We start from the raw sequence: 15,173 nt of genomic DNA, 5'->3' as shown, positions 1-15,173 counted from the left end.
AGGGTTCCCGAGAGCGGGTACTAGATCAGCACCTTGCCGAGGAAGGACTTCGTGCGTTCGTGCTGCGGGTTGGCGATGACGTCGCGCGGGTTGCCCTGCTCGACGACCACGCCGCCGTCCATGAACACCAGCGAGTCGCCGACCTCGCGCGCGAAGCCCATCTCGTGGGTCACCACGATCATGGTCATGCCGTCCTCGGCCAGCTGGCGCATGACCGCGAGCACCTCGCCGACCAGCTCGGGGTCGAGCGCGGAGGTCGGCTCGTCGAACAGCATCAGCTTCGGGTCCATGGCGAGCGCCCGCGCGATGGCGACGCGCTGCTGCTGGCCGCCCGACAGCTCCCTCGGGTAGGCCTTGGCCTTCTCGGCGAGCCCGACCCGGTCGAGCAGGTCGAGCGCGCGTTCCCTGGCCTTGGCCTTGGCGACGCCCTTGACCTGGACCGGGGCCTCCATGACGTTCTCGCACACGGTCATGTGCGGGAACAGGTTGAACCGCTGGAAGACCATGCCGATCTCGCGGCGCTTCGCGGCGACCTCGTTGTCGCGCAGCTCGTAGAGCTTGTCGCCCTTCTGCCGGTAGCCGACGAGCTCGCCGTCGACCCACAGCTTGCCCGCGGTGAGCTTCTCGAGGTGGTTGATGCACCGGAGGAACGTGGACTTGCCCGACCCGGACGGGCCGATCACGCACATCACCTCGCCGGGCATGACCCGCAGGTCGATGCCCTTGAGCACCTCGAGGCGCCCGAAGTACTTGTGGACACCCTCGGACAGGACCATGGGGGTCACGGTCGCTTCGCTCATGCCAGCCCCGTTTTCGGCCGGCCGAACCCGAGGAACCCGCCCTGCCGGGCGGGCACCGTGCCCCGGGAGTACCGGCGTTCGATGAAGTACTGGACGACCGACAGCAGCGAGGTCAGCACCAGGTACCAGATGCTCGCCACCACCAGCAGCGGCACGTACTTGAGGTTGCCGCCGTAGATCAGCTGCACCTGCGTGAACAGGTCGCCGACCGCGATCACGCTCGCGAGCGAGGTGGTCTTGAGCATCGAGATGGTCTCGTTGCCGGTCGGCGGGATGATCACGCGCATCGCCTGCGGCAGCACGATCCGGCGCAGGATCTTGAGCCGGGTCATGCCGAGCGCCTCGGCCGCCTCGGTCTGCCCCTGGTCGACCGACAGGATGCCGGCGCGGACGATCTCCGACATGTACGCGGCCTCGTTCAGCCCGAACCCGAGCACCGCGCCCGCGAAGATCGGGATCAGCAGGTTCGAGTCGAAGTAGACGAACTCCGGGCCGAACGGGATGCCGAGCGACAGCGTCGGGTACAGGACCGCGATGAACGACCAGAAGATGACCTGCACCAGCACGGGCGTGCCGCGGAAGAACCACGCGTAGAGCCAGGCGATCGTGGAGACGATCGGGTTGCGGGACAACCGCATCACCGCCACCACGATGCCCAGCACCACACCGATGACCATGGCGAGCACGGTCAGCTCGATGGTCACCCAGAGTCCCTTGAGGACCCGGTCGGAGAACAGGAACTGCCACACCACGTCCCAGCGCCACGCCGGGTTGGTGACGAGGCTGTTGACCAGCATCGCGGCCAGGACGAGCAGCACCGCGGCCGCGATCCAGCGGCCGGGGTGCCGCACCGGCACCGCCACGATCTTCTCGGGTGGGGTCGTGTCCTGCCGTTCGTCGGTCTCGGGGGCGGTCATGCTCAGTAGATGGCGCCGTTGACCTTGGACTCGGTGATCGCGCCGCCGCCGACGCCCCAGTTGTCCAGGATCTTCTGGTAGGAACCGTCGTCGATCAGCTTCTGGATCGCGCCCTGCACGGCTTCCTTCATCGTGCCCGCCGTCTTCGGGATCGCGATGCCGTACGGGGCGGTGTCGGTGTCGTCACCGGCCTTCTCGAAGGCGTCGCCGGTCTTCTTGACGGCGTAGTCGACGACCGGGCTGTCGGCCATGTAGGCGTCGATCCGGTTCGCGGCGAGCGCGGCGTTGACGTCGGTCTGCTTCGGGAAGCCCTGCGCGGTCGGCGGCTCCTTGCCCGCGTCCTGGCAGGCCTTCACCACGGAGCCCTCGACGTCGGGCTTGGTGAGCTGGTCGAGCTGGGTGGTGCCGTTCTGGGCGCCCACCTTCTTGCCGCAGAGGTCCTCGATGGTCTTGATGTTCTTCGGGTTGCACTTGCGGACCATCGTCGAGGTGCCCGCCTCGAAGTAGGTCGCGAAGTCGACGGTCTGCTCGCGCTCCTTGGTGTCGGTGAACGACGACATGCCGAGCTCGTAGCGGCCCGCGTCGAGGCCGGCGAGGATGCCGTCGAAGGAGGCGTTGACGAACTCGACCTCGGTGCCGAGCACCTTGCCGATGGCCTTGCCGAGGTCGATGTCCATGCCGATGATCTCGTCGGAGCCCTCGAGGGTGTACTCGTTCGGCGCGTACGAGGCGTCGGTCGCGATGACGATCTTGCCGTCGGCCTTGATCGCCGCGGGCACCTTGGCGCCGAGCGCGCTGTCCGCCGCGGCGTCGACGGCGAGCGGCTTCGGGTCCGGGACGTCCGACGGCTTGCCCGGCGTGCACTCGCTGCCCCCGCCACCGCCACCGCCCTGGTCAGAGGGTTTGTCGGTCGTGGCGCCGCAGCCGGCCGCGAGCAAGGTCGCGGCGGTGCACAGCACGGTCAGCACGGACAGGCGGGTACGGGACACGTCGTCACTCCTCGAGCCTTTACTGGCGGTCTGAGTTCAGCGCATCCTGCCATTTGGGACGCCGCTGAGCACAGGCTCAGCATGTTACGGACGTGTCACCATGCGCGCGGCCACCCTGTGATCAAGGCCGCGACCAGGGCGGTCCACCCGGTCTGGTGGGTCGCGCCGAGCCCCTCGCCCGTGTCGCCGTCGAAGAACTCGCTGAACGTGACGTGCTCGGTCCACAGCGGTGAGTCGCTCGCCTCGATGCGCTTGCCGTCCGCCGGCCTGCGCCCGTCCGGTCCCGGCAGGAACAGCGCGGCGAGCCTGCGGGACAGCTCGTCGGCGGCGGCGCCGAGCGGCATGGTGCGGCCGGAACCGGTCGGCAGTTCGACGGTGAACTCGCCGCGGTGGAACGCGTCGATGGTGTGCAGTGCCTGGACCAGCAGGGCGTTGGTGGGGAACCAGACGGGACCGCGCCAGTTCGAGTTGCCGCCGAACATGGGGGTGTGCGACTCGCCCGGCTCGTAGCGCAGCCAGTGCTCGCGACCGGCCACGTTCACCACCATGCCCTCGCGGTGCGCCGCGGACAGCGACCGGACGCCGTGCGGGGAGAGGAACTCGGCCTCGTCCAGCATGCGGGCGAGGACGCGGCGCAGCTTGCCGTCATCCAGCAGCGACAGCAGCGCGCTGCGCTCGCCGCCCGCCCGCCACGTGATGAACTGGCCGAACTCCGGCTGGTGGTGCAGCAGGTAGTTGAGCCGGGCCGCGAAGTGCGGCAGCTCGGCGAACACCCACGGCTCGAGCTCGGCGGTCGCGAGCAGCGGGATGAGCCCGACCATCGAGCGCACGCGCACCGGCGCGGACTCGACCGAGCCGTCGCCGTGGGTGCGGGAGACGAGGTCGTAGCAGAAGCCGTCCTGCTCGTCCCAGATCCCGCGGGCCGCCGAACCGAACCGCGACGACACCTGCGCGATCGACAGAAAGTGCTCGACGAACTTCGTGGCGACGTCCTCGTACGCCTCGTCGTGGCGGGCCAGTTCCAGCGCGATGCGCATGAGGTGCAGCGCGTAGGTCGCCATCCACGAGGTCGCGTCGGACTGCTCGAACCGCCACCCCTCCGCCAGCCGCTCGGAGCGGTTGACCGGCCCGATGTTGTCCATGCCGAGGAAGCCGCCCTCGAACAGGTAGTTGCCCTCGGGGTCCTTCCGGTTGACCCACCAGGAGAAGTTGAGCAGCAGCTTGTGGAACACCCGCGCCAGGAACACCCGGTCGCCCGCGCCGGTCCGGTGCCGCTCCGCGAGGTACACCTGCAGCGCCGCCCACGCGTGCACCGGCGGGTTGACGTCGCCGAACTCCCATTCGTAGGCGGGCAGCTGGCCGTCCGGGTGCATCATCCACTCGCGGCACATCAGCAGCAGCTGGTCCTTCGCGAACGCCGGGTCGACCATCGCGAACGGGATCATGTGGAACGCGAGGTCCCACGCCGCGAACCAGGGGTACTCCCATTCGTCCGGCATGGACAGCACGTCGGCGACGTCGAGGTGGCGCCAGTGGACGTTGCGGGCGCCGGGCCGCGTCCGTTCCCGCGGTGACGGCGGGTTGGCGGGATCGCCCTCCAGCCAGTGCCGCAGCCGGAACCGGTAGATCTGCTTCGTCCACAGCAGACCGGCGAGCGCCTTGCGGACGACCGCGCGCTCGGCCGGGTCCTCGTTGGGGATGACGGACGTGTAGAACTCGTCGGCCTCCCGCTCGCGGGCCGCCATCGCGTCGCGGAACGTGCTGCCGAACGCGCGCCCGTGCCCGTTGCCCGCGATGAGCCGCAGCTGCACGGACACCGACTCGCCGGGTGCGACGGACTCGAAGCGGTACCAGGCCGCGGCCTTCGTCCCCGGCTGTGACGCCGTACCCGGCTCGACGACCTGGCACGCGTCGGCGATCCCGTGCACGACGTGGTCGTCGATCCCGGCTTTCGTGTACCGGCTGGGGTTGCGGCCGCGCCCGAACAACCCGACCTCGTCGGTCTCGTTGTCGGTGACGAGCATCGTGGGCGACCCGCTCACCTGCAGCGTGTACCGGCCGATCCGGGAGTGCTCGGCGACCACGCGGGTCCACCCCTGCGCGGTCGACGCGATCAGCGCCGGCCGCCGCGCGTCCCGGCCCCACGACCACGTGTTGCGGAACCACAGCTGCGGCAGCAGGTGCAGCGGCGCGGGCTCCGGGCCCTGGTTGGTGGCGGTGATGTCGACACAGATGTCGTCCGGGGCCGCCTTGGCGTAGGTGACCTGGACGTCGAAGAACCGGTTGCCCGCCAGCACACCCGTGTCCGCCAGCTCGGGCTCCCGCTCGTCGCGCCGGGCCTCGGCCGCCCGCGCACGCAGCTCCTTGTAGGGGAACGCGGCCTGCGGGTAGCGGTAGAGCACCCGCATCCACGAGTGGGTGGGCGTCCCGTCGAGCACCCACCAGTGCTCCTTGACGTCCTCGCCGTGGTTGCCCTCGCCGTTGGTGAGCCCGAAGTACCGCTCCTTGAGGATGTCGTCCTGCCCGTTCCACAGCGCGACGGCGAGGTTGAGGAACCCGTGCCGGTCGCAGATCCCCGCGATCCCGTCCTCACCCCACCGGTAGGCCCGGGACCGGGCGTGGTCGAAGGTGAAGTACCCCCACGCGTCGCCGTGCGGCGAGTAGTCCTCACGCACCGTGCCCCACTGGCGGGCGGCGAGGTACGGGCCCCAGAACCGCCAGGGCGACGTCATCTCCTCCGACTCGGCCAACCGGGCGTGTTCAGCAGTGCGGTCGGTGACCATGACCTCCATGATGCCGTCCGCGGGACGCCGCCACCTCGAATCCCGATATGACGGCACCGCCACCAGCTCTGTCGTATCCTCGGCTACCGAGCGCATCCGCGAGATCACTGGCGGGACCTGGGGGAGGCCGAGGATGTGGAACGGGGCGGAGCACTGATGCGGACCGGGCGGAAGGTCGAGCTGTCCGTCTACCCGCTGCTCAGTGTCATGCGGAAGGAACGCATGGGGGAGCCGCACCCGGTGTTCGCGGGGGGTGAGCGGTACGTCTCGCCGCGGTTCGCCGAGGAGGCGGAGCGGGCGATCCAGCAGGAGCTGCGGGACGCCGGGCTGGGGGAACGGCGGGACTACGGGGAGTTCCTCGACCTCGTCGGGGTCGTGCAGCGCGCGAGCCTCGAGTACTACGGCTGGGTCACCACCACCGACGAGGCGTACTCGGTGCTCGTCGCCGCCCACGGCCGTGCCGCGGTCCTCGTCGTGCGCTCCGGCACACGGGTCCGGTTCGAGCCGTGTGACCTCGACCGGATGGTGGAGACGCTGGTGTGGCGGCTGCCGGACGTCGGGCCGGCCCGCGGGGAGGCGTTCTCCGTGCCGCAGACCGACTTCCACGCGCCGAAGGTGCGGACCGACGGCGGGGTGATGCGGCGGTCGACACCCGCGCGGCCCGAGGGCGCCCGCCGCCTGGACACCCTCCTGCGGCTCGACCGGCGCACGGTCGCCAAGTTCTACGCGGCCAAGCGGGACGTGACCGGGACGCGGCACCGGTCGGAGCGGTGGCTCACCGTGCTGGACACCGCCGACGGCCGGTGGGCGGTGTCCGTGGCGCGGTCGCGGCGGCAGGAGTGGATCCACGTGGCGCCCGGGACGCACCAGTACCTCGGCGACCAGGTGGCCGCGCTAGCGCGCTGAGGCCACGAACACCGCCGCGACCGCGACGTACAGCCACATCGCGGGGCCCAGGCCCGTGTGGTCGGCCAGCAGGCCGATCACCAGCGGTGTCGTGACGCCGATCTGCGCCACCGCCTCCGCCACCGACGACGTCGCGCCCGCCTGCCCCGGCCGCAACGTCATGTAGCGGGCCTGCAGGATGATCCACGCCAGGTTCACCGCCGCGCCCACGAGCGCCATCGCGATCGCCGCCGTCACCACGGCCGGCCACAGGACCAGCAGCAGGACCCCCGCCAGCAGGGCGACGGAGCACACGCGCAGGCCTGCGCGCCGCCGTTTCGTGCGGCTCGCCCACGCCGCCGCGGCCACGCCACCCGTGAGGCCGGCGCCGGTCGCCACCGTGGCGAGCGCCGGGCTCATGTCGTGCCCGGTCGTCAGGAACGCGACCGCGAAGCCGACGAACGTGTCGTCGAACGCGACGACCACCGCGACCAGCAGGCCGGCGACGATCACCCTGCGGTCGCGGACCACCGACATGAGCGCGCCGAACGCGCTCTGTTCCTCCTCGTCGGGGACCGGCCGCGGCAGCTGCTGCGTGGCCAGCACGACGCCGTACGCCAGCATCATCGCGCCCGCCGCCCAGAACGCGGCCCGCCAGCCGAGACCCGACCACAGCGCCGTCGCCAGCAGTGCGGGACCCATCAGGTCACCCACCGCGGCCAGCAGGTTCGCGCGGGCCAGCGCGGGTTCCGCGTTGTCGCCCGCGACCTCCACGAGCGACACCTCGCCCGCGGTCACCAGGATGTCGCCGAGCGTCCCCATCACGCACACGGCGGCGAACAACGTCCAGAAGTCGCCCGCGGCGGCGAAGAGGAAGAGACCGGCGCCGTAGCCGACGCCGCCGATCGCGGCCAGCACGCGGCGGTTCGCCCGGTCGACGAGCACGCCGAGCGGCGTGGTGAGCAGGCCGATGCCCGGGTACAGGAACAGCAGCACGCCGGCCTGTGCGTACGTCAGGTCGACGTCCGCGCGGATGGACTCCACCGCCGCGTACGGCAGGTAGGCCACCGTTTCGTCGAAGAAGCGCACCAGCAGCAGCGACACCACGAGTGCCGCCGGGAACCTCGGCGCCAGATCAGATCAATGTCGGAACCATGCACGCATGTGATCGATCGTAACCTTGCCCCATGATCGACGACGACCGTTTTCTGGGCAGCATCCTCGCGGGTGCCGTCGGGGACGCCCTCGGTGCGCCCGTCGAGTTCCTCACCATCGAGACCATCCGCCGCCGGTTCGGGCCGGACGGCACCACCGGGTACGAGGAGGAGTACGGCGGCCGGGGCACCATCACCGACGACACCCAGATGACCCTGTTCACGCTCGAAGGGCTCATCCGGGGACACCGCGGTGAGCACGCGGACCTGTTCGCGCCCATGCAGCACGCCTACCAGCGCTGGCTCCACACGCAGGCCATCGAGCCGGACTGGGCACGCAACGGCGGCGTGTTCGCCACGAAACCCGAGCCGGACGGCTGGCTGATCACCAACAAGGGCCTGTTCGCGCTGCGCGCGCCCGGCAACACGGTCACGCAGGCACTCCGCGCGTTCGCCCGCGGCGGGCAGCGCGGCTCGTTCGACCACCGCCTCAACAACTCCAAGGGCTGCGGCGGCGTCATGCGCGCCGCGCCGTACGCGCTGCTCGGCGAGGACGGGTTCGCGTTCGCCGTCGGCAACGCGCTCCTGACCCACGGCCATCCGAGTGGGTTCCTGTCCGCGGGCGCGCTGGCGCACATGGTGCACCTCCTGCTGCGGGACGCCTCGCTGCCCGAGGCGATCGCCGCGACCCGCGCGAAGCTGCTGACCTGGGAGGGGCACGAGGAGCAGGTCGCCGCCCTCGACGCGGCCGTCGCGCACGGCAGGCCGACGCCCGAGTCGATCGCCGAGAAGCTCGGCGGCGGCTGGACCGGCGAGGAAGCCCTGGCCATCGCGGTCGCCGCCGCGCTGGCCGCCGAGGACATGCGGGACGGGCTGCTGCTCGCGGTCAACCACTCCGGCGACAGCGACTCGACCGGCGCGATCTGCGGCAACCTCCTCGGCGCCATGCAGGGCACGGCCGCGATCCCGCCGGAGTGGCTCGCCGAGCTGGAACTGCGGGACGTGATCGAGCGGGTGACCGGGGACGCGCTCGCCGAGTTCGGCGCGGCGCCCCCGGCCTGGGGTGATCGTTATCCCGCTTGGTGAGCCCTGGCGTGCGCGTCCAGGATGTGCGCCACCGACTCGGTGACCCGCTTGGCCTGCGGGATGTGCAGCCACTCGTCCGGCACGTGCGGGTTGCTGTCGTTCGCGAGCGCGCCCGTGACCACGAACTGCGCGTTCGGGTAGGCCTCCGCCAGCGCGCCCATGAACGGGATCGAGCCGCCGAGGCGCATGGTCAGCCACTGGTTCCCGCCGAACACCGACTCGCTCACCCCGTCCAGCGCGTCCTGCAGCCACTGCGCGGTGGGCGGTGCGTTCCAGCCCGGCCCGTCCTCCGGGTCGGACAGCGTGACCTCGGCGCCGTACGGGACGTCGGTGGTCAGGGTCCGTTCGATGGCGGCGAGCGCGGCCTTCGGGTCGGCCGACGGCGGCAGGCGGAAGCTCAGCTTCAACGTGGTGAACGGGCGCAGCACGTTGCCTGCGTCCTCCGGCAGCGGCAGGCCCGCCGCGCCGGTGATCGACAGCGTCGGCTGCCACGCGTTGTTGACCATCAGCTGGTAGTCGTCGTCCGAGACCGCCGACATGCCGTCGACCAGCTTGAACGCCGCCCTCGCCGCGCCGGGCGCGAGGTCGGCGAGCGCCTTCATCTCCGCGTCGCGCTCCGGCGGGATCTCGCCGTGCAGCTCGGGCAGGAGGATCTCGCCGGTGGCCGAGTCCTCGATGCGGTCGAGCAGCTGCCGCATGATGCGGAACGAGCTGGGCACGATGCCGCTGGCGGACCCGGAGTGCTGGCCCGACTCCATGACCCGCACGGTCACGGTCGTCGACACGAGACCGCGCAGCGACGTGGTCAGCCAGAGCCGCTCGTAGTCCTGCCCGCCGGAGTCCAGGCACACGACCAGCGAGATGTCGCCGAGCCGCGCCCGGTAGGCCTCGAGGTAGGCGTCCAGGTCCGGGCTGCCCGACTCCTCGGACAGCTCCAGCAGCACCAGGCAGCGCGCGTGCCTGCCGCCCGCGGCCCGCAGCGCCTCGATCGCGGCCGACGCCGCGTAACCGGAGTAGCCGTCGTCAGCGGCGCCGCGGCCGTACAGCCGGTCGCCGCGGATCACCGGGGTCCACGGGCCGAGGCCCTCCGACCAGCCACCGACGGGAGGCTGCTTGTCCAGGTGGCCGTACAACAGGACGGTGCCGCCGTCGGCGGGCATGCCGTCGGACGCGGGCACGTCCATCAGCACCACCGGGGTCCGCTCGGGCAGCCGGAGGATCTCGACCGTCGCGCCCGGGATGTCCCGGGCGGCGAGCCAGTCGCGCACGTGCTCGGCGGCGGCGTCGAGGTGGCCGTGCTCGGCCCACTTCGCGTCGAACACCACCGACACGGCGGGGATCTTCACCAGCTCGGACAGGCTCGGCAGGATCTCCGCGTCCCACGTCCGGTCAACCGTCGTACGTACCTGTGCGTTGTCCACCCGGCGATAGTGCCACTACCAGGCATCGCGCAGCACGGTGTGCTCCGGCTCCGGGTCCTGCACGGGTCTGGGCGCGATCGACGACAGGATTTCCTCGGCCGCCTGCGCGGCCTCGTCGAGGGCCTCCTCGGCCCGCCGCACCCGATCGGTTCGCCAATCCGCCACCACCGCAGCGTAGTTCGCCTCCGGCGGTCATCGAGCGAAGACGACTACCATGACCAGTGACGCAGATCACTTCGGGCAGCGGGGTGGTCAGCCGGACGACGGGACCGGCGCCGCGCGTGCCCGGGGGCCGCACGCCGGACGACGGCTCTGAGCTGCCGCGTTCACTGCCCGCCAGGAGGTGGTCACGCACTCCCCGATGAAGGTCCTAAAGTCGGTTGTCCTACGGTTTCCGCAGCTCAGCGGCTCGCGAACCGCTGAATGCCGACGTTCGGACCTCACCGGATCGAGCGAACGCATGCCAGGATGAGTCCCGAAACCGTCAGCGCCAGCGACGGTCGAACCGCCCTCTACCCCGGGCAGGTGACCGCCGGTGGCGCGGCCGCGCGGACGCCACAAGCGAACGCCCGGCGTCGACAACTAGGAGAACGCATGTCGTCCCCAGAACAGTGGACGCACCCGGAGCCCGGAGTCGGACCGGCCGCCACCGCGGCCAAGCCGACCGCGGAACAGGTGATCGCCGGATTGCGCGCAACGAGTGAGGGTGGCCCGGAGCTGGTGCAGCTCCTCACGCCGGAAGGCGAACGGGTCGCCGACAGCCAATGGGACCCCTACGTCGCCGACGTCACCGCCGAGGACCTGCGGAACCTGTACCGCGACATGGTCCTGACGAGGCGGGTCGACCGCGAGGCGAACGCGCTGCAGCGGCAGGGGCAGCTCGGCATCTGGGTGCCGCTGCTCGGCCAGGAAGCCGCGCAGATCGGTTCCGGCCGGGCGCTGAAGCCCCAGGACATGGCGTTCCCGAGCTACCGGGAGCACGGCGTCGCGTGGACCCGCGGCGTCAAGCCGACCGAGCTGCTCGGCATCTTCCGCGGCACCGACCACGGCAGCTGGGACCCCCTCGCCAACCGCTTCCACCTGTACACGATCGTCATCGGCAACCAGGTGCTGAACGCGGCCGGTTACGCGATGGGCCAGCGGTTCGAGGGCAAGGTCGGCGACGACGAGGGTGAAGCGACGATCGTCTACTTCGGCGACGGCGCCACCTCGCAGGGCGACGTGCACGAGGGCTTCGTGTGGGCGTCGGTGTACGACGCGCCGCTCGTGTTCTTCTGCCAGAACAACCAGTGGGCCATCTCCGAGCCCACCGAGCGCCAGTCGCGGCTGCCGCTGTACCAGCGCGCACGCGGCTACGGCTTCCCCGGCATCCGGGTCGACGGCAACGACGTGCTCGCGACCCTGGCCGTGTCCCGCTGGGCGCTGGACGAGTGCCGCCACGGCAACGGCCCGGTCCTGATCGAGGCGTTCACCTACCGCATGGACGCGCACACCACGACCGACGACCCCACGCGCTACCGGCTCTCCGACGAGCTGGAGGCGTGGAAGCTGAAGGACCCGATCGAGCGGGTGCGGGTGCACCTGGTGCGCCACATGGACACCGAGAACGAGTTCTTCGACCAGGTACAGGCGGAGTCCGACGCGCTCGCTGCCGAGCTGCGCGAGTTCTGCCAGAACATGCCCCAGCCGGAGCACGGGCGGATCTTCTCCGAGGTCTACGCCGAGGGCAACCCGGTGCTGGAGGCGCAGCGCGACAACTTCCTCGAGTACACCGCGGGGTTCGCCGGGGGTGAGCACTGATGGCGGCGCCAGTCATGAACAAGTCAGAGCAGTCGATGAAGACCCAGACCGTCACGCTCGGCAAGAGCCTCAACCTCGGCCTGCGCGCCGCCATGGAAGCGGACCCGAAGGTCATCGTCATGGGCGAGGACGTCGGCAAGCTCGGCGGCGTCTTCCGCATCACCGACGGGCTGCAGAAGGACTTCGGTGAGCAGCGCGTGCTGGACACGCCGCTCGCGGAGTCCGGGATCATCGGCACCGCCGTCGGCCTCGCGATCCGCGGGTTCCGGCCGGTGTGCGAGATCCAGTTCGACGGGTTCATCTTCCCCGCGTTCGACCAGATCGTGTCGCAGGTGGCGAAGCTGCACTTCCGCAGCCAGGGCAAGATCAAGCTGCCGATGGTGATCCGCGTGCCGTTCGGCGGCGGGATCGGCGCGGTCGAGCACCACTCCGAGTCGCCCGAGTCGTACTTCGCGCACACCGCGGGCCTCAAGGTCGTGTCGTGCTCCAACCCGGTCGACGCCTACTGGATGATCCAGCAGGCCATCCAGTGCGACGACCCGGTGCTGTTCTTCGAGCCGAAGCGGCGCTACTACGAGAAGGCGGAGCTGGACTTCGACGCGAAGCCGGAGCCGCTGTTCGCCTCGCGCGTGCTGCGCACGGGCACGCACGCCACGCTCGCCACGTACGGGCCGATGGTGAAGACGTGCCTGGAGTCGGCGGCCGCCGCGGCCGAGGAGGGCAAGGAGCTGGAGGTCATCGACCTGCGCACACTCTCCCCGCTGGACCTGCGGCCGGTGTTCGACTCGGTGCGCCGCACCGGTCACCTGGTGGTCGTGTCGGAGGCGCCGTCGGAGGCGTCGCTGACGTCGGAGATCGCCGCGCGTGTGCAGGAGGAGTGCTTCTACTCCCTGGAGGCGCCGGTCCTGCGCGTCACGGGCTTCGACACCCCGTACCCGCCGTCGAAGCTCGAGGAGGAGTTCCTCCCCGACCTCGACCGGGTGCTGGACGCCGTCGACCGTTCGCTGGGCTGGTGAGGCATGCCTGACTACAAGGTGTTCCCCCTGCCCGACACGGCGGAGGGGCTGGTCGACGCCGAGATCCTCACCTGGCACATCAAGCCGGGCGACGAGGTGAAGGTCAACCAGATCATCGTCGAGATCGAGACCGCCAAGGCCGCGGTCGAGCTGCCGTGCCCGTGGGCCGGTGTGGTGACCGAGCTGCACGCCGAGCCGGGCCAGACGGTCAACGTCGGCGAGCCGATCGTGACCATCGACGTGGACCCGGGCGGTGCCGCGGCACCCGCGGCGGCCGCACCCGCCGCGCCCGCGGCCGAGACGAACGGGCAGGCCATGCTCGTCGGCTACGGCCCGAAGGCGTCGGCGGCCAAGCGGCGCCCGCGCAAGGGCGCGGCGCCCGCGCCGGTCGCCACCGCGCCCGCACCCGCGTCCGCGCCCGTCGCCGAGCCGGCGCCGATCACGGTGCCCGACTCCCCGGCCGCGCTGCTCGAGCCCGCGTCGCTGGTGCCGCTGGCGAAGCCGCCGGTCCGCAAGCTGGCGAAGGACCTCGGTGTGGACCTGCGGTCGCTCGCCGGCTCCGGCGTGATCACCCGCGAGGACGTCGAACGGGCCGCCCGCGGCCCCGCGACCGCCCCGGCGCCGGTCACCTCCGGCGACCGCGAGCGGCGGGTCCCGGTCAAGGGCGTGCGCAAGATGACCGCGCAGGCCATGGTTGAGAGCGCGTACTCGGCCCCGCACGTGACCGAGTTCCTGACGGTCGACGTCACGCCGATGATGGAGCTGCGGGCGAAGCTGAAGACCCACCCCGCGTTCCGCGACGTGAAGATCACCCCGCTGACCTTCGCCGCGAAGGCCGTGTGCCTGGCGGCCAAGCGCACGCCGGACATCAACTCGGTGTGGGCGGGCGAGGAGATCGTCTACAAGGACTACGTGCACCTGGGCATCGCGGCCGCCACACCGCGCGGCCTGGTGGTCCCGAAGATCCGCGACGCGGACGGCATGTCCCTGCGCGAGCTGGCGGTCGCGCTCGAGGAGCTGACCAAGACCGCCCGCGACGGCAAGACCGCGCCGGCCGACATGCTCAACGGCACGTTCACCATCACCAACGTCGGCGTGTTCGGCGTGGACACCGGCACCCCGATCATCAACCCGGGCGAGTCCGCGATCCTCGCCCTCGGCGCGATCAAGGACATGCCGTGGGTGGTCGACGGTGAGATCAAGGTGCGCAAGGTGTGCCAGCTGTCGCTGAGCTTCGACCACCGCGTGATCGACGGCCAGCAGGGCTCACAGTTCCTCGCGGACGTCGGCGCCATCCTCGCCGACCCCGCGATGGCCATCACGTTCTGACGAGAGGGGCGCGTCCTCCGGGGCGCGCCCCTTCCAGAACGAGCCGGTCGACGCGTCGGCGTGATCATCGACCCCGCAGCCTACCCGCGATCGAGGCCCGCGATCTCCAGTGCGCCGCCTGCGGCGCCGGTGGTCGCGTCGATGACGACCGTCGTCACGCCGTAGGTGAGGCCTACGCCGTCGGTGGTCGGGAGTTCGGCGTTCGCGGCCGGGGGGAGCGCCAGCAGTGCGGCGGCGGACAGCCCGGTCAGCGCGGTGAATCGGCGAAGCATGGCAACCTCCACAGTGGACCTCGCGCGACGATAGCCCTGTGGTGGCGCGGAATCCGGTTTCGTCCCTCTAATGGGTGGGTCGCGGGAGGTCGAAGTAGTTGATCAGGCCTGCCGCGAACGCGATGTCACCCTTGACCTTCACCTTGCCGCGCATGAACAGCATGGCGACGTTGACGCTGCCCGTGACCGCGCGCAGGAAGTCCGTCGGCGCGAGGGTGAGCGTGACGCGGGCGTCCGCGGTCGGGGACTGGCCGGACGTGCAGGTGCCGTTCTCGATCACGGTCTCGAAGCGGTCGTAGCCGCCGGGGCCCGCACCGCCGGACAGGCGCCAGTGGACGACCGCGTTCAGTGTCGCCGCCTTCACCGGGTCCAGGTGCTCGCCCATCCGCCGGAAGATCTCGTCGAACACGACCTTCCGCAGGTGCGGGTGCGCCATCAGGTGCTCGAGCTGTTCCGTGGACGCCCTGGACACGAACCAGACGAACGTGTCCGTGCGCATCGCCGCCAGCTCGATGCCCGTGCCGACCCGGCCGAGCATGTCGAGCACGTCGATGAGCTGCACGAACTGCTTCTCGTCGAGCCGCACCGGGTCGACCGCACGCGCGAACGCATCGATGTCGACCGTGCTGTCGACCGCCGGACCGCTCAACCCCGAGGCGGTCGGTTTGCGCCTGAATCGCATATCCCACCTTATCTACTGGCGGGTAACGCTACGTTCGAC

At 70.8% G+C, this 15,173-nt stretch carries 14 protein-coding genes; 5 read left to right on the top strand and 9 right to left on the bottom strand.

From position 1 onward, the window contains the following. Window positions 1-20: 20 nt before the first annotated feature. The 4 genes from ACYQ77_RS20725 to ACYQ77_RS20710 all read right to left on the bottom strand — a co-directional run bounded on the left by ACYQ77_RS20725 (window position 21) and on the right by ACYQ77_RS20710 (window position 5,489). Window positions 21-800: an amino acid ABC transporter ATP-binding protein gene (locus tag ACYQ77_RS20725; RefSeq protein ID WP_459713651.1), complete on the bottom strand. Its 780-nt coding sequence runs from the start codon at window positions 798-800 to the stop codon at window positions 21-23. Further along, window positions 797-1,717, bottom strand: coding sequence for an amino acid ABC transporter permease (locus ACYQ77_RS20720; RefSeq protein ID WP_459713649.1), 921 nt, complete (start codon window positions 1,715-1,717; stop codon window positions 797-799). The genes ACYQ77_RS20725 and ACYQ77_RS20720 overlap by 4 nt, the downstream gene beginning before the upstream one ends. Before the next feature lie 2 nt (window positions 1,718-1,719). Continuing rightward, window positions 1,720-2,706 (bottom strand): ABC transporter substrate-binding protein, encoded by a 987-nt coding sequence (locus ACYQ77_RS20715; RefSeq protein WP_459713647.1) that lies wholly within the window; start codon window positions 2,704-2,706, stop codon window positions 1,720-1,722. Between the two features lie 95 nt (window positions 2,707-2,801). Next, complete coding sequence (locus ACYQ77_RS20710) at window positions 2,802-5,489, bottom strand: MGH1-like glycoside hydrolase domain-containing protein (RefSeq protein WP_459713645.1); 2,688 nt, start codon at window positions 5,487-5,489, stop codon at window positions 2,802-2,804. Window positions 5,490-5,645: 156 nt separating this feature from the next. Here ACYQ77_RS20710 and ACYQ77_RS20705 point away from each other — a divergent pair, with 156 nt between their 5' ends. Beyond that, window positions 5,646-6,395 carry an ESX secretion-associated protein EspG gene (locus ACYQ77_RS20705; protein ID WP_459713643.1) on the top strand — a complete coding sequence of 250 codons (750 nt, stop codon included), beginning with the start codon at window positions 5,646-5,648 and terminating at the stop codon, window positions 6,393-6,395. Here the strand turns inward: ACYQ77_RS20705 and ACYQ77_RS20700 are convergent. Further along, window positions 6,384-7,481 (bottom strand): MFS transporter, encoded by a 1,098-nt coding sequence (locus ACYQ77_RS20700; protein ID WP_459713640.1) that lies wholly within the window; start codon window positions 7,479-7,481, stop codon window positions 6,384-6,386. The genes ACYQ77_RS20705 and ACYQ77_RS20700 overlap by 12 nt on opposite strands. An 80-nt stretch (window positions 7,482-7,561) precedes the next feature. Here ACYQ77_RS20700 and ACYQ77_RS20695 point away from each other — a divergent pair, with 80 nt between their 5' ends. Then, the gene (locus ACYQ77_RS20695) at window positions 7,562-8,614 is read left to right on the top strand and encodes an ADP-ribosylglycohydrolase family protein (RefSeq protein ID WP_459713638.1); all 1,053 of its coding nucleotides are present in this window, start codon (window positions 7,562-7,564) and stop codon (window positions 8,612-8,614) included. Here the strand turns inward: ACYQ77_RS20695 and ACYQ77_RS20690 are convergent. After that, a complete protein-coding gene (locus ACYQ77_RS20690; protein WP_459713636.1) occupies window positions 8,599-10,035 on the bottom strand; it encodes a M20/M25/M40 family metallo-hydrolase in 1,437 nt (478 codons plus the stop codon). The two genes, ACYQ77_RS20695 and ACYQ77_RS20690, sit on opposite strands and share 16 nt — an antisense overlap. Before the next feature lie 15 nt (window positions 10,036-10,050). Next, window positions 10,051-10,200 (bottom strand): hypothetical protein, encoded by a 150-nt coding sequence (locus ACYQ77_RS20685; protein WP_459713634.1) that lies wholly within the window; start codon window positions 10,198-10,200, stop codon window positions 10,051-10,053. Window positions 10,201-10,629: 429 nt separating this feature from the next. Here ACYQ77_RS20685 and pdhA point away from each other — a divergent pair, with 429 nt between their 5' ends. The 3 genes from pdhA to ACYQ77_RS20670 are packed head-to-tail and all read left to right on the top strand — an operon-like array spanning window position 10,630 to window position 14,180. Then, window positions 10,630-11,835 (top strand): pyruvate dehydrogenase (acetyl-transferring) E1 component subunit alpha, encoded by a 1,206-nt coding sequence (gene pdhA, locus ACYQ77_RS20680; protein ID WP_459713633.1) that lies wholly within the window; start codon window positions 10,630-10,632, stop codon window positions 11,833-11,835. Further along, window positions 11,835-12,851, top strand: coding sequence for an alpha-ketoacid dehydrogenase subunit beta (locus ACYQ77_RS20675; RefSeq protein WP_459713630.1), 1,017 nt, complete (start codon window positions 11,835-11,837; stop codon window positions 12,849-12,851). Before pdhA ends, ACYQ77_RS20675 begins: the two co-directional genes overlap by 1 nt. 3 nt (window positions 12,852-12,854) lie before the next feature. Beyond that, window positions 12,855-14,180, top strand: a complete 1,326-nt coding sequence (locus tag ACYQ77_RS20670; RefSeq protein WP_459713628.1) for a dihydrolipoamide acetyltransferase family protein — start codon at window positions 12,855-12,857, stop codon at window positions 14,178-14,180. 80 nt (window positions 14,181-14,260) lie between these two features. Here the strand turns inward: ACYQ77_RS20670 and ACYQ77_RS20665 are convergent, their stop codons facing one another. Both ACYQ77_RS20665 and ACYQ77_RS20660 read right to left on the bottom strand, forming a co-directional pair. Then, window positions 14,261-14,452, bottom strand: coding sequence for a hypothetical protein (locus ACYQ77_RS20665; RefSeq protein ID WP_459713627.1), 192 nt, complete (start codon window positions 14,450-14,452; stop codon window positions 14,261-14,263). Between the two features lie 67 nt (window positions 14,453-14,519). Then, on the bottom strand, window positions 14,520-15,134 hold the full coding sequence (locus tag ACYQ77_RS20660) for an SCP2 sterol-binding domain-containing protein (RefSeq protein ID WP_459713626.1): 615 nt from the start codon (window positions 15,132-15,134) through the stop codon (window positions 14,520-14,522). Between the last annotated feature and the right edge of the window lie 39 nt (window positions 15,135-15,173).

This window comes from Actinophytocola sp. KF-1, assembly GCF_054661535.1.
This window is presented reverse-complemented; position numbering and strand designations above follow the sequence as displayed.